The organism is Mesorhizobium sp. A623 (assembly GCF_054489405.1).
The window spans coordinates 161,200-174,178 of the sequence record NZ_JBTMXB010000003.1; the positions used below are offsets into that span (position 1 = coordinate 161,200).

Genomic DNA, 12,979 nt, shown 5'->3' on the forward strand with positions numbered 1-12,979 from the left:
GTTCCTGTCCGGCAAAGCGCCAGCGCCCTGCCCGTCTACAATGCCTCGTACCGCCTCCGGTAGCGAAGCCGCGTGTTCCTAGCGCATGTTCCGATCCGGTTCAAAGACCTGAGCCGAAAGAAACATGCACAACTCAAAATTCAGGGGATGGGCGTGTCCGAAAGGTTCGCAAACTCTTCGGCTTCATCTTCCAGCCATGTCCCCTGTTCGTCCGATTTGTCAGCGATACGGAGCGTCCAACTCCATATTGCGCGCCAGTTCGCGCTCCCAGCGGTCACCGTTCGCCAGAAGCTTGTCCTTGTCGTAATAAAGTTCCTCGCGCGTTTCCGTCGCGAATTCGAAGTTCGGCCCCTCGACGATCGCGTCCACCGGGCAGGCTTCCTGGCAGAAGCCACAATAAATGCACTTCACCATGTCGATGTCGTAGCGCACGGTGCGGCGCGTGCCGTCGTTGCGGCGCGGTCCGGCCTCGATGGTGATCGCCTGCGCCGGGCAGATTGCCTCGCACAGCTTGCAGGCGATGCAGCGTTCTTCACCGTTCGGATAGCGGCGCAAGGCGTGTTCGCCACGAAAACGCGGGCTGATCGGCCCCTTCTCGTGCGGATAGTTGATCGTTTCCTTGGGCGCAAAGAACTGGCGCAAGCCGAGTACGTAGCCGGCGACAATATCCTTGAGAAGCAGCGATACCGCCGCCTGGCTGAACCCGGACATCAGGCAAATCCCGTCAATTTGAGAAACGCGGCCGTTGCCACGACCATGAACAGCGAGATCGGCAGGAACACCTTCCAGCCGAGCCGCATCAACTGATCGTAGCGGTAGCGCGGCAGCACCGCCTTGGCCATCGAGAAGATGAAGAAGACGAAGCACACCTTCAGCACGAACCAGATCACGCCCGGAACCCAGGTGAACGGCGCGAAGTCGAAGGGCGGCAGCCATCCGCCGAGGAACAGGATGGTGGTCAGCGCGCACATCAGCACGATGGCGACATATTCACCGAGGAAGAACAGCAGGAACGGCGTCGAGGAATACTCGACCATGTGACCTGCCACCAGTTCCGATTCCGCCTCCACGAGGTCGAAGGGCGGCCTGTTCGTCTCGGCCATCGCCGAGATCATGAAGATGATGAACATCGGAAACAGCGACAGCCAATGCCAGTCGAGCAGCGTATTGGGCAGGCCAAGGCGCGTTCCGAGCCCATCCTGCTGCGACAACACGATATCCGACAGGTTGAGCGACCCCACGCAGAGCAGCACGGTGACGATGACGAAGCCGATCGAGACTTCATAGGACACCATCTGCGCCGCCGAGCGCAGCGCGCCGAGGAACGGATATTTCGAGTTGGACGCCCAGCCGCCCATGATTACGCCATAGACTTCGAGCGAGGAGATGGCGAGCACGAACAGGATGCCGACATTGATGTTGGCAATGGCCCAGCCGGCATCGACCGGAATGACGGCCCATGCCGAGATCGCCAGCACCGCCGATACCAGCGGGGCCAGCAGGAACACGCCCTTGTTGGCACCGGAGGGAATGATCGGTTCCTTGAAAACGAACTTCAAAAGGTCAGCGAAAGCCTGCAGCGTGCCCCAGGGGCCGACGACGTTGGGACCACGACGCAACTGCACCGCCGCCCAGATCTTGCGGTCGGCGTAGAGAATATAGGCCACGAAGATCAAAAGCACGACGATCAGCACGACCGACTTCAACAGGATGATCAGCGCCGGCAGTACGTAGAAGGAGAAGAAGGTGTCCATGCTTATTCCGCCGCCTGCTTGAAGCCGTTATGGGCCAGAGCGGAGCACTCCGCCATTACCGCCGAAGCGCGCGCAATCGGGTTGGTGAGGTAAAAATCCCTGATCGGCGAGGTGAAAGCACCTTTGCCCAGCGTCCCGCCCAGCTTCGCCACGTTGGCGATATCGGCCTCGTCTCCTGCGGCGATCTGGTCGATGCGGGCGAAATGCGGATATTCCGCATAAAGCTTGGCGCGAAGCTGCGGCAGCGAATCAAACGGCAGTTTATGGCCGAGCACATCCGACAGCGCCCGCAAAATCGCCCAGTCCTCGCGCGCGTCGCCGGGTGCGAAACCGGCGCGGCTTGCCTGCTGCACGCGGCCTTCCGTGTTGACATAGGTGCCCGACTTTTCCGTATAGGCCGCGCCCGGTAGGATGACGTTGGCGCGATGCGCGCCGGCATCGCCATGCGTGCCGATATAGACGACGAATGCGCCGCCGGTCCGGGCCATGTCGAGTTCGTCAGCACCAAGCAGAAACAGGACTTCGGTGCCGCCGAGCATGGCGGCAACGTCCTTGCCGCCCTCGCCCGGGACAAAGCCCAGATCGAGACCGCCGACGCGCGCCGCAGCCGTATGCAGCACGGCAAAGCCATTCCAGTCCGCACGGTTTGCCTTGACGGCAGCCGCAAGCCTGGCCGCCTGGCCCAGCACCGCCGCACCGTCGGCACGCGCCAACGCGCCTTGTCCAACGATAATCAGCGGATGGCTGGCCTTCTTGAGCGTCTGGAAGAACTTGCCGTTTCCATCGGCCAGATCCTTCAGCGATTCGGGGCCGGCGCCCAGTTGTTCGTAGTCATAGCGCGTGTCGCCGATATCGCCGATGACACCGACCGGCAGCGGGCCGGCGCGGAAGCGCTTGCGAATTCGCGTGTTGAGCACGGAAGCCTCGAAACGAGGATTAGCGCCGATGATCAGCACGGCATCAGCTTGCTCGATGCCCTCGATGGTCGAGTTGAAGATGTAGCTTGCCCGGCCAAGCGCTGGATCGAGCGCCGCACCGTCCTGCCGGCAATCAAGGTTCGCCGATCCCAGCGACGCCATCAACTGCTTCAGCGCATACATTTCCTCGACGGCGGCCAGATCGCCGGCAATCGCACCGATCTTGTCTGGCGAAGTTTTTGAGACGGCGTCCTTGATCGCGGCAAAGGCTTCGGCCCAGCTAGCCGGCACCAGTTTGCCGTCCTTGCGCACATAGGGCCGGTCAAGGCGCTGCGTGCGAAGGCCGTCCCAGATGAAGCGGGTCTTGTCGGAAATCCATTCCTCGTTCACCTGCTCGTTGATGCGCGGAAGGATGCGCATCACTTCGCGGCCACGAGAATCGACACGAATAGCCGAACCCACCGCATCCATCACGTCGATGGATTCGGTCTTGGTCAATTCCCACGGACGAGCCTGGAACGCATAGGGTTTCGAGGTCAGCGCGCCGACCGGGCACAGGTCGATGACGTTGCCCTGCAACTCGGAAGTCATCGCGCTTTCGAGATAGGTGGTGATCTCGGCATCCTCGCCACGGCCGATCAGGCCAAGCTCGGAAATGCCGGCCACTTCCGTGGTGAAGCGGACGCAGCGCGTGCAGTGGATGCAGCGCGTCATGATCGTCTTGACCAGCGGGCCGATATATTTGTCCTCGACCGCGCGTTTGTTTTCCTTGTAGCGCGAGCCGTCGGTACCGAACGCCATCGCCTGGTCCTGCAGGTCGCACTCGCCGCCCTGGTCGCAGATCGGGCAATCGAGCGGATGGTTGATCAGCAGGAATTCCATCACGCCTTCGCGGGCCTTCTTGACCATCGGCGTATTGGTAAAGACTTCCGGCGGCTCGCCATTCGGGCCAGGGCGCAGATCGCGCACGCCCATGGCGCAGGAAGCCTGCGGCTTGGGCGGCCCGCCCTTCACTTCGACCAGGCACATGCGGCAGTTGCCGGCAATCGACAACCGCTCGTGGAAGCAGAAGCGCGGCACTTCCGCACCCGCCTCTTCCGCCGCCTGCAACAGCGTGTAGTGGTCGGGTACCTCGATCTCTTTCCCGTCGACCTTGAGCTTAGTCATGTCGCCTCAAACCTCTGCGGACATTCCGCAATTCTTCTTCTCCGCAGCCACCGAAGCGGCCAGCGGCAGCAATTCAATGTTTCGTTCCAGCCAACGCCGCAGCCTGACCGATCCAATCGTCACGAACGATTCGACCGTTGAAGCCAAGTGTCTCTTCCGTCGCCTCGATCTCGTCGGGTGTCCACGCGGCAATCTGCCCGTAAGACCGGATGCCGAGCCCGTTCAGAACCTGCTCCAGCTTCGGCCCGACACCCGAAATCGCCTTCAAATCATCGGCTGCACCCAGTTTGTCGGCCGGTATCGACTGACGAACATCCTCGGCCAGAACGTCCGCTTTGACGCGCTTGGACTTGGCCACGACTTTCGACGGCTTCGCCACCTCAGTTGGCTGCCCAGCAACTTCCGGGTCGAAAAACTGCTTGGACACGCCTGCCGCGCCCGTCATAGCACCCACCCAGACGCCGAAGGCATGGCTGGCAAGCCCGATGCCGAACGCCGACATCGCCACAGCACCCGCAACAGGATTCGCGAGCAGGTCGACAGCGTTAGCGACCTCCTTCGGCAAAATGTCTTTCGTGTCCTTCGTCATCGTCACTCCGCCGCCACCAGCACCGGCTCGGCCTGGTGCGCATTGCGCGAAAATTCGTCGATGCGCCGTTCCACTTCGCCACGGAAATGCCGCATCAGGCCCTGGATCGGCCACGCCGCCGCATCGCCAAGCGCGCAGATCGTATGGCCTTCCACCTGCTTGGTGACGTCGAGCAGCATGTCGATCTCGCGCTTTTGCGCCTGACCGACCACCAGCCGTTCCATCACCCGCCACATCCAGCCGGTGCCTTCGCGGCACGGCGTGCACTGGCCGCAGCTTTCGTGCTTGTAGAAATAGGATAGCCGCGCGATCGCCTTCACGATGTCGGTCGACTTGTCCATGACGATGACGGCAGCCGTGCCGAGACCCGACTTGAGATCGCGCAGGGCGTCGAAATCCATCGGCGTATCGATGATCTGCTCGGCCGGCACCAGCGGCACCGAGGCTCCGCCCGGGATAACCGCCAGCAGATTGTCCCAGCCGCCGCGAATGCCGCCGCAATGCGTCTCGATCAGTTCGCGGAACGGGATCGACATCGCTTCTTCGACCGTGCACGGATTGTTGACGTGGCCGGAGATGCAGAAAAGCTTGGTGCCGGCATTGTTGGGGCGGCCGAACGAAGAGAACCAGGCCGCGCCACGCCGCAGGATGGTCGGAGCAACGGCAATGGATTCGACATTGTTGACCGTCGTCGGGCAACCATAGAGACCGACATTGGCCGGGAATGGCGGCTTCAGCCGCGGCTGGCCTTTTTTGCCCTCAAGGCTTTCCAGCAGCGCCGTCTCTTCGCCGCAAATATAAGCACCGGCGCCGTGGTGCATGTAGATATCGAAGTCGTAGCCGGATGTGTTGCCCTTGCCGATCAGCTTGGCCGCATAGGCCTCGTCGATGGCGCGCTGCAACGCCTCGCGCTCGCGGATGAACTCGCCGCGCACATAAATGTAGGCGGCAACCGCGCCCATCGCGAAACCGGCGAGCAGGCAGCCTTCGACCAGCGTGTGCGGATCGTGGCGCAATATATCGCGGTCCTTGCAGGTGCCGGGTTCGGATTCGTCGGCATTGACGACAAGGTAGCTCGGGCGGCCGTCGCTCTGCTTGGGCATGAACGACCATTTGAGACCGGTCGGAAAGCCCGCCCCGCCGCGCCCGCGCAGGCCGGACGCCTTCATCTCGTTGACGATCCACTCGCGGCCCTTGGCGATGATGCCGGGGGTATTGTCCCATGCGCCACGCGCCATCGCGCCGGCCAGCGACTTGTCGAACCGGCCGTAGATATTGGTGAAGATGCGGTCTTTGTCCTGAAGCATTTTTCGTCCCTCAGACCGGCTTCTTGCCGAAGACGCGGATGTATTCGGCGACGCCGCCCTTGGCGAGCGCCTTGGCCTGCTTCACCCAATCCTCGCGCTCGACCCGGCCATGGAAATTGAGATAGCCGTCGACCCAGTCGCGTTCGGCCTTCTTCCAAGAAGCGACCTGCGCGAAAGTGAAGATACCAAGCGAATGCAAGATGCCCTCGTTCTTCGGCCCGATACCTGAAATCAGCTTGAGATCGTCCACCGCGGCAGGCTTGGCGATGGCGGCAGGGCGATCCTTGTGTTCCAACGAAGGCTTAGCCGCTGCGGCGACCTTTTTGCCGCCGGCTCCGACCGGCTCGCCCTTGAGCAACTGTGGCGATTGATACGCGCCCTTCGGCGCCGCAGTCACCTTCAGCCCGGTACGCTGCTTGCCTTCGACGGCCTCGACAGCCGGCTCGGCCTTGTTGGCCTGCTTGGCGCTGAAAGTCGGCGAAGGCGACTTCGTCTCAGCGGCGGGTGCGGGCTTGGCCGGCGTTTTCAATGCGGGATTGGTCTCCGCCTTGTCGGTCGCGGGCTTGGCGGCATCGGAAGGTGGAATTTTCGCGGCCTTGGAAGCAGCCTTTGCTTCCCGGTCGCGCGTCGACTTCAGAATGGCCTTCTCGTCGGTCAACGAGGTGAGTCCGCCAAACGGCTCCGAATTCATGCGGCCGTTCTGCGGACCGGGCTTCACCGTGTCGCCCTTGCCCGCTTCAAACGCATCGATGATTTCGGCCAGCCGCTCCGGCGTCAAATCCTCATAGGCATCCTTGAAAATCATCACCATCGGCGCGTTGACGCAAGCGCCGGGGCATTCGACCTCTTCCCACGACAGCGTGCCGCCATCGTTGGTGTGGAACTGGTCATGGTGGATTTTGGAGCGACACACATCCATCAGATCGCCTGAGCCGCGCAGCATGCAGGGCGTGGTGCCGCAGACCTGCACATGGGCGCGGGTGCCGACAGGATTCAGCTGGAACTGCGTGTAGAAGGTCGCGACTTCCAGCCCGCGGATAAAGGGCATGTCCAGCATGGTACAGACCGACTCGATGGCCGCCTTCGTGACCCAGCCTTCCTGCTCCTGCGCGATCATCAAAAGCGGAATGATCGCAGACTGCTCGCGGCCCTTCGGATACTTCTTGATCCACTGCTTCACGGCCGCCGTATTCGCCTGGTCGAAGGCGAAGCTTGCTGGCTGGACGCTGGCTTCTGCTAGACGGCGCACACTCATTAGCGATCGACCTCACCAAACACGATATCGAGGGAGCCGAGGATCGCGGTGACGTCCGCCAGCATGTGGCCGCGGCAGAGGAAATCCATGGCCTGCAAATGGGCAAACCCCGGCGCGCGCAGCTTGCAGCGATAAGGCTTGTTGGTGCCGTCCGAGACAAGATAGACGCCAAACTCGCCCTTCGGCGCCTCGACGGCCGCATAGACCTCGCCCGCCGGCACCTTGTAGCCCTCGGTGTAAAGCTTGAAGTGATGGATGAGCGCTTCCATCGAGCGCTTCATCGCGGCCCGCTTCGGCGGCACCACCTTGCCGTCGAGATTGGATACCGGCCCGGTGCCGTCCTTGCCAAGCAGCCGGTCCACGCACTGGCGCATGATCCGCGCCGACTGGCGCATTTCTTCCATGCGGATCAGGTAACGGTCGAAACAGTCGCCGTTCTTGCCGACGGGGATGTCGAATTCCATCTCGTCATAGCATTCGTAGGGCTGCGACTTGCGTAAATCCCATGCGGCGCCCGAGCCGCGCACCATGACGCCGGAAAAGCCCCAGGCCCAGGCATCTTCCAGCGAAACGACACCGATGTCGGCATTGCGCTGCTTGAAGATACGGTTCGGCGTCAAAAGCACGTCAAGATCGTCGACCGACTTCAGGAACGGATCGATCCAGCGGCCGATGTCCTCGATCAGTTGTTCAGGCAGGTCCTGATGCACGCCGCCTGGCCGGAAATACGCGGCATGCATGCGCGAGCCGGAAGCGCGCTCGTAGAAAACCATCAGCTTTTCGCGCTCGACGAAGCCCCACAGCGGCGGCGTCAGCGCACCGACGTCCATGGCCTGCGTCGTCACGTTGAGCAGGTGCGACATGATGCGGCCGATCTCGGAAAAGAGAACCCGGATCAGTTGCCCGCGCTTCGGCACCTCGATGCCGAGCAGGCGCTCGACGGCGAGCGCGAACGCATGCTCCTGGTTCATCGGCGCGCAATAATCGAGCCGGTCGAGATAGGGCACAGCCTGGAGATAGGTCTTGTGCTCCATCAGCTTTTCGGTGCCGCGATGCAGCAGTCCGATATGCGGATCGACACGGTCCACGACCTCGCCGTCCAGTTCCAGCACAAGGCGCAAGACGCCATGTGCCGCCGGATGCTGCGGACCGAAATTGATGTTGAAATTACGTACCGACGTTTCGGCCATAGTTTGCCTCAGTTCGCCTTGGCTTTTTCATCGCCCGGCAGCACGTAGTCGGTGCCTTCCCACGGCGAGAGAAAATCAAAATTGCGGAATTCCTGCTTCAATTCCACCGGCTCGTAGATGACGCGCTTGGCCTCGTCGTCATAGCGCACCTCGACAAAGCCGGTCAGCGGAAAATCCTTGCGCAGCGGATGCCCTTCGAAACCGTAATCGGTGAGGATGCGCCGCAAGTCCGGGTGACCGGAAAACAGGATGCCGTAAAGATCGTAAGTCTCGCGCTCGAACCAGTCGGCGCCAACAAAGACGCCGGTAATCGACGGCACCAGCGTATCCTCATTCGCCAAAACCTTGATGCGAATACGATGGTTCAAATGCGGCGACAGGAAGTGATAAACCACCTCGAAACGGTCAGGGCGCGACGGGTAATCCGCCCCGCAAACATCGATGATGGAGATGAACCGGCATTTCGGATCGTCCCGCAGGAAAGTCGCCACATGGACGATGTCGGCGGCCTTCACCGTCAGCGTCAGGTCGCCATAGGCGACGACGCTTTCGAGGACGTCCGCACCGACGGTTGCCGCGATATGATCCGCGAGGTCGTGAAGTAGGTCGCTCATGCGCTCACCGCTCGATCGTGCCGGTGCGGCGGATTTTCTTCTGCAACAGAAGAAGGCCGTACATCAACGCTTCCGCGCTGGGCGGACAGCCGGGCACATAAATATCCACAGGCACGATGCGGTCGCATCCGCGCACCACCGAATAGGAATAATGGTAATAGCCGCCGCCATTGGCGCAGGAACCCATGGAGATGACGTAGCGCGGCTCCGGCATCTGGTCGTAGACCTTGCGCAGCGCCGGCGCCATCTTGTTGGTCAGTGTGCCCGCCACAATCATCACGTCCGACTGGCGCGGAGAAGCGCGCGGCGCAATGCCGAAACGCTCGCTGTCATAGCGCGGCATGGCGGAGTGGATCATTTCCACAGCGCAGCAGGCCAGGCCGAAGGTCATGTACATCAGCGAGCCAGTACGCGCCCACGTAATCAACGCCTCGGTCGAGGTGACCAGAAATCCCTTGTCGGAAAGCTCGTCGTTGATGCCCAGGAAAAACGGATCGTCCGCGCCGACCGGCTTGCCGGTGTTCGGATCGAGAATACCCTTGGGACGCGGCGCGACCAGCGTGCCGGAACTGTCGTTCAATCCCATTCCAGCGCTCCCTTTTTCCACTCATAGGCGAAGCCGATGGTCAGCACGCCCAAAAACACCATCATCGACCAGAAGCCGAGCATGCCAATCTCGCTAAAGGAGACCGCCCACGGAAACAGGAAGGCCACCTCAAGATCGAAGATGATGAACAGGATCGACACCAGGTAAAAGCGGACGTCGAACTTCATGCGGGCATCGTCGAACGAATTGAAGCCGCATTCATAGGCCGAAAGCTTTTCCGGATCGGGGCTGCGGAAGGCCACCATGAACGGTACGGCCAGCAAGGCCAGACCGACAACCAGCGCCACGCCGATGAAAATGACGATGGGCAGGTATGAACTGATAAGGGCGTTCATGCTCCAACTTCCCGATGCGGCCAATCCGCCTTGATCTATAGCACCATTCTCGAACACGGAAACGCGACGCGCGTGCTGAACCGGTTTAGAGCCTATGCTGCAACGCGGCGAGGGTTAGCGCAGCACTCAGGGCGAAGCAAGTCAAACCTTGTTCAAAATACGGTATCGGAATGGCGTCGGTGGGTAAACTGGCCCGATTGGCGCGCGTTTGATTTCCTTCTTTTCTTACTCCACTTTTATCTCCTGACATTCCTGTACCGGATGCCTGTTACCATGCGTGGAATCACCGCCCCCAAGCTCAAGGATTGCCCGGAACCGGCATGAAGGAAAACATATCGCTCCGGCTCGCGCGCCGCATAGCGCTTGCTGCACAAGGCTTCTGTGACACGCGGCCAGCCGGCACGCCGGACCGCCGGCATTTTTCGCGCGTTTTGTCGCGGACCGGCCTGTTGCAGATCGATTCCGTCAGCGCCGTGATCCGCGCGCACTACATGCCGCTTTATTCCAGGCTCGGCCCCTACCCGCTTTCGCTGCTCGACAATGCTGCCATTTCACGAAAACGTGCAGTCTTCGAGTATTGGGCGCACGAAGCTTCCTACCTTCCGGTCGAAACCTGGCCATTGATGCGCTGGCGCATGGCGCGGGCGGAGCGCGGCGACGGCATGTATGGCGGCCTCGCCAAATTCGGCCGCGAACGCGCCGCCTATATAGAAGACATTTTTCGCGAAATCGTGGCGCGCGGGCCGATTGCCGCATCCGAGCTTGACGGCCAGAAAGGTTCCGGCGGCTGGTGGGGTTGGAGCGAGGCTAAGCACGCCTTCGAATGGCTGTTCTGGGCCGGCCGCATCACCACCGCCTATCGGCGCGGCTTCAAGCGATTTTACGACCTGCCCGAACGCGTGCTGCCGCAGGCGGTTCTGGATCTGCCCACGCCTTCGCCCGCCGACGCCCACCGCGAACTGCTGCGCATATCGGCCCGCGCGCACGGCATCGCCACCGCCAACTGTTTACGCGATTATTTTCGCCTTTCTCCCGCCGACATGAAGGGCAGGCTGGAAGAACTGGTCGATGAAGGCGAAATTCTGCCCGTCCGCGTCGAAGGCTGGAACAAGCCGGCTTTTCTGCACAAGGACGCCCGCATGCCGCGCCGAGTCGAGGCGCGCGCCATGCTCGCGCCTTTCGATCCGCTGGTGTTCGAGCGCTCGCGCGCCGAAAGCCTGTTCGACTTCCGCTACCGGATCGAAATCTACACGCCGGCCGAAAAGCGCCAATATGGCTACTATGTGCTGCCTTTCCTGCTCGGCGATAAAATCGCTGCCCGCGTCGACCTCAAGGCCGACCGCCCGGCAAGCGTGCTGCGCGTCCACGCCGCCTACGCCGAAGCGACCGCACCCACAGACGCCGCCGCCCATCTTTTCGAGGAACTGAAGCAGATGCAGGGCTGGCTCGGCCTTGAACATATCGAAATCACGCCGGCCGGCGATCTCGGACCGGCGCTGGCCGACATCGCGCTGTCGCATCGACACGTTGACACGGCCTCTCACTAACGCCTAAATCCGCTCCAGACGGTCTCCTCTTTTCACAGGGAGGAGCGAAGAGGGAATGCGGTGCGCGACGAAAGTCGCAAATCCGCGGCTGTCCCCGCAACTGTAAGCGACGAGCCAAGGCCGAATGCCACTGGGATTTTCCTGGGAAGGCGGCCAAGGCGATGACCCGCGAGCCAGGAGACCTGCCGTCTGCGAGAAATAATCCGATAGCCTGGCGGGTTTCCGGGCATGGAGCAGGTCTTGAACCAGAACGGCAATTTTCCGGCTGAGTCCGCCGATATTCTATCCGGTATCGAGGCGACGATCATCGTCTGTTCATCGTGCCGCGACGAAACCGGCTCGGATGCCCGTCCCAGCGCAGGCGAGACGTTGGCGGAAAATACACGCCGCGCCGCTATCGACGAAAACATCCATATCCGCACCGTCGAATGCCTTGGCAACTGCAAGCGCCGCCTCAGCGCAGCCATCCTGCGCGACGGCTGCTGGAGCTATGTTTTCGGCGACCTGACCGTAACCAGCGGCCCCGATCTCGTCGCCGGCGCAAAACTCTTCGCCACGTCCAGCGACGGTCTCATCCCCTGGCGCGGCCGCCCCGATTCGCTGAAGCGCGGCCTTGTCGCGCGCATCCCTCCCCTTGCCACGCTGAAGGACTGACCATGACCGCATCCCGTGTTCCCTGCACCGTCATCACCGGCTTTCTCGGTTCGGGAAAAACCACGCTGGTTCGCCATTTGCTGGAGAACTCCAGCGGCAAGCGGCTGGCCCTCATCGTCAACGAATTTGGAGACATCGGCGTCGACGGCGAAATTCTTAAAGGCTGCGGCATCGACACCTGTCCGGAAGAAAACATCGTCGAACTCGCGAATGGCTGCATCTGCTGCACCGTCGCCGACGACTTCGTGCCCGCGCTCGACCGTATCCTGTCACTCCAACCTCCTGTCGATCACATCCTGATCGAAACGTCCGGCCTTGCCCTGCCCAAACCGCTGGTCCAGGCGTTCCAGTGGCCGGCGGTCAAAAGCCGCGTCACGGTCGATGGCGTCATCGCCGTGGTCGACGGAGCGGCCCTTGCCGCCGGTCAGGTCGCTTCCGACATGGATGCGCTGGCCGCCCAGCGCGCCGCCGACCCGACGCTCGACCATGACGATCCGGTCGAGGAAGTGTTCGAGGATCAGGTCGCCTGCGCCGATCTCATCATCCTGTCCAAGAGCGATCTCATGGACGATGCCGCCATGGCGCGCGCCAACGACATCATCGCCAAGAGCCGTGCCCGCGCCGTCAAAACCCTGCCGGTCTCGCAAGGCAAGGTCGATCCGTCGGTGCTGCTCGGCCTCGGCCTCGCCGTCGAAGACGACATCGAAAACCGCTGGAGCCATCACGACGGCATGGGCGGCCATGAGCACGACGATTTCGATTCGATCATCATCGACATCCCCTCGATCGCGAACCCCGACGACCTCGCCAAGCGCGTCGCCGCCACCGCCGAACAGGAAAACGTGCTGCGTGTGAAGGGCTTCGTTGAAGTGTCGGCCAAGCCGATGCGGCTTTTGCTGCAAGCGGTCGGCCCCCGCGTCACCCACTATTACGACCGCGCCTGGACGGCCGAAGACGACCGCCGCTCGCGCCTGGTAGTCATCGGCCTGAAGGGGCTCAATCGTCCGGCCATTGAGAAAATATTGATCGGCTGACCGCAACAC

General features: G+C 61.8%; 13 protein-coding genes and 1 riboswitch. Of the genes, 3 read left to right on the forward strand and 10 right to left on the reverse strand.

All coding sequences use genetic code 11. The features are described 5' to 3' along the window. Positions 1-219: 219 nt before the first annotated feature. From nuoI to ACX3P1_RS04770, 10 genes are all read right to left on the reverse strand, one after another. Positions 220-711: an NADH-quinone oxidoreductase subunit NuoI gene (nuoI, locus tag ACX3P1_RS04725; protein WP_459078397.1), complete on the reverse strand. Its 492-nt coding sequence runs from the start codon at positions 709-711 to the stop codon at positions 220-222. Beyond that, on the reverse strand, positions 711-1,754 hold the full coding sequence (gene nuoH, locus ACX3P1_RS04730; RefSeq protein WP_459078398.1) for an NADH-quinone oxidoreductase subunit NuoH: 1,044 nt from the start codon (positions 1,752-1,754) through the stop codon (positions 711-713). Before nuoH ends, nuoI begins: the two co-directional genes overlap by 1 nt. 2 nt (positions 1,755-1,756) lie before the next feature. Then, positions 1,757-3,838, reverse strand: a complete 2,082-nt coding sequence (nuoG, locus tag ACX3P1_RS04735) for an NADH-quinone oxidoreductase subunit NuoG (protein ID WP_459078399.1) — start codon at positions 3,836-3,838, stop codon at positions 1,757-1,759. Between the two features lie 73 nt (positions 3,839-3,911). Beyond that, the gene (locus tag ACX3P1_RS04740; protein WP_459078400.1) at positions 3,912-4,427 is read right to left on the reverse strand and encodes an NADH-ubiquinone dehydrogenase; all 516 of its coding nucleotides are present in this window, start codon (positions 4,425-4,427) and stop codon (positions 3,912-3,914) included. Between the two features lie 2 nt (positions 4,428-4,429). After that, the gene (gene nuoF / locus ACX3P1_RS04745; protein WP_459078401.1) at positions 4,430-5,734 is read right to left on the reverse strand and encodes an NADH-quinone oxidoreductase subunit NuoF; all 1,305 of its coding nucleotides are present in this window, start codon (positions 5,732-5,734) and stop codon (positions 4,430-4,432) included. 10 nt (positions 5,735-5,744) lie between these two features. Continuing rightward, entirely contained in the window at positions 5,745-6,989 is a 1,245-nt protein-coding gene (locus tag ACX3P1_RS04750; protein WP_459078402.1) for an NADH-quinone oxidoreductase subunit E, read from the reverse strand. Then, a complete protein-coding gene (locus ACX3P1_RS04755) occupies positions 6,989-8,179 on the reverse strand; it encodes an NADH-quinone oxidoreductase subunit D (protein WP_459078403.1) in 1,191 nt (396 codons plus the stop codon). Before ACX3P1_RS04755 ends, ACX3P1_RS04750 begins: the two co-directional genes overlap by 1 nt. 8 nt (positions 8,180-8,187) lie before the next feature. Continuing rightward, positions 8,188-8,793, reverse strand: a complete 606-nt coding sequence (locus tag ACX3P1_RS04760) for an NADH-quinone oxidoreductase subunit C (RefSeq protein ID WP_459078404.1) — start codon at positions 8,791-8,793, stop codon at positions 8,188-8,190. Between the two features lie 4 nt (positions 8,794-8,797). Further along, the gene (locus tag ACX3P1_RS04765; protein ID WP_459078405.1) at positions 8,798-9,379 is read right to left on the reverse strand and encodes a NuoB/complex I 20 kDa subunit family protein; all 582 of its coding nucleotides are present in this window, start codon (positions 9,377-9,379) and stop codon (positions 8,798-8,800) included. After that, positions 9,370-9,735: an NADH-quinone oxidoreductase subunit A gene (locus tag ACX3P1_RS04770; protein ID WP_459078406.1), complete on the reverse strand. Its 366-nt coding sequence runs from the start codon at positions 9,733-9,735 to the stop codon at positions 9,370-9,372. Before ACX3P1_RS04770 ends, ACX3P1_RS04765 begins: the two co-directional genes overlap by 10 nt. A 320-nt stretch (positions 9,736-10,055) precedes the next feature. Between ACX3P1_RS04770 and ACX3P1_RS04775 the strand changes: the two genes are divergently transcribed. The 3 genes from ACX3P1_RS04775 to cobW all read left to right on the forward strand — a co-directional run bounded on the left by ACX3P1_RS04775 (position 10,056) and on the right by cobW (position 12,970). Further along, a complete protein-coding gene (locus ACX3P1_RS04775; protein WP_459078407.1) occupies positions 10,056-11,282 on the forward strand; it encodes a winged helix-turn-helix domain-containing protein in 1,227 nt (408 codons plus the stop codon). Positions 11,283-11,284: 2 nt separating this feature from the next. After that, positions 11,285-11,486: riboswitch (cobalamin riboswitch) on the forward strand. A 24-nt stretch (positions 11,487-11,510) separates the two neighbouring features. After that, a complete protein-coding gene (locus ACX3P1_RS04780) occupies positions 11,511-11,936 on the forward strand; it encodes a DUF1636 family protein (RefSeq protein WP_459078408.1) in 426 nt (141 codons plus the stop codon). A 2-nt stretch (positions 11,937-11,938) separates the two neighbouring features. Next, entirely contained in the window at positions 11,939-12,970 is a 1,032-nt protein-coding gene (cobW, locus tag ACX3P1_RS04785; protein ID WP_459078409.1) for a cobalamin biosynthesis protein CobW, read from the forward strand. Positions 12,971-12,979 lie beyond the last annotated feature (9 nt).

What these genes read in the sequence shown, in the direction of transcription:
- ACX3P1_RS04780 (WP_459078408.1), top strand. Translation starts at nt 11,511, where the DNA reads ATGGAGCAGGTCTTGAACCAGAACGGCAATTTTCCGGCTGAGTCCGCC.
- nuoH (WP_459078398.1), bottom strand. Translation starts at nt 1,754, where the DNA reads ATGGACACCTTCTTCTCCTTCTACGTACTGCCGGCGCTGATCATCCTG.
- ACX3P1_RS04755 (WP_459078403.1), bottom strand. Translation starts at nt 8,179, where the DNA reads ATGGCCGAAACGTCGGTACGTAATTTCAACATCAATTTCGGTCCGCAG.
- ACX3P1_RS04775 (WP_459078407.1), top strand. Translation starts at nt 10,056, where the DNA reads ATGAAGGAAAACATATCGCTCCGGCTCGCGCGCCGCATAGCGCTTGCT.
- nuoF (WP_459078401.1), bottom strand. Translation starts at nt 5,734, where the DNA reads ATGCTTCAGGACAAAGACCGCATCTTCACCAATATCTACGGCCGGTTC.
- nuoI (WP_459078397.1), bottom strand. Translation starts at nt 711, where the DNA reads ATGTCCGGGTTCAGCCAGGCGGCGGTATCGCTGCTTCTCAAGGATATT.
- nuoG (WP_459078399.1), bottom strand. Translation starts at nt 3,838, where the DNA reads ATGACTAAGCTCAAGGTCGACGGGAAAGAGATCGAGGTACCCGACCAC.
- ACX3P1_RS04765 (WP_459078405.1), bottom strand. Translation starts at nt 9,379, where the DNA reads ATGGGATTGAACGACAGTTCCGGCACGCTGGTCGCGCCGCGTCCCAAG.
- ACX3P1_RS04750 (WP_459078402.1), bottom strand. Translation starts at nt 6,989, where the DNA reads ATGAGTGTGCGCCGTCTAGCAGAAGCCAGCGTCCAGCCAGCAAGCTTC.
- ACX3P1_RS04760 (WP_459078404.1), bottom strand. Translation starts at nt 8,793, where the DNA reads ATGAGCGACCTACTTCACGACCTCGCGGATCATATCGCGGCAACCGTC.
- ACX3P1_RS04770 (WP_459078406.1), bottom strand. Translation starts at nt 9,735, where the DNA reads ATGAACGCCCTTATCAGTTCATACCTGCCCATCGTCATTTTCATCGGC.
- ACX3P1_RS04740 (WP_459078400.1), bottom strand. Translation starts at nt 4,427, where the DNA reads ATGACGAAGGACACGAAAGACATTTTGCCGAAGGAGGTCGCTAACGCT.
- cobW (WP_459078409.1), top strand. Translation starts at nt 11,939, where the DNA reads ATGACCGCATCCCGTGTTCCCTGCACCGTCATCACCGGCTTTCTCGGT.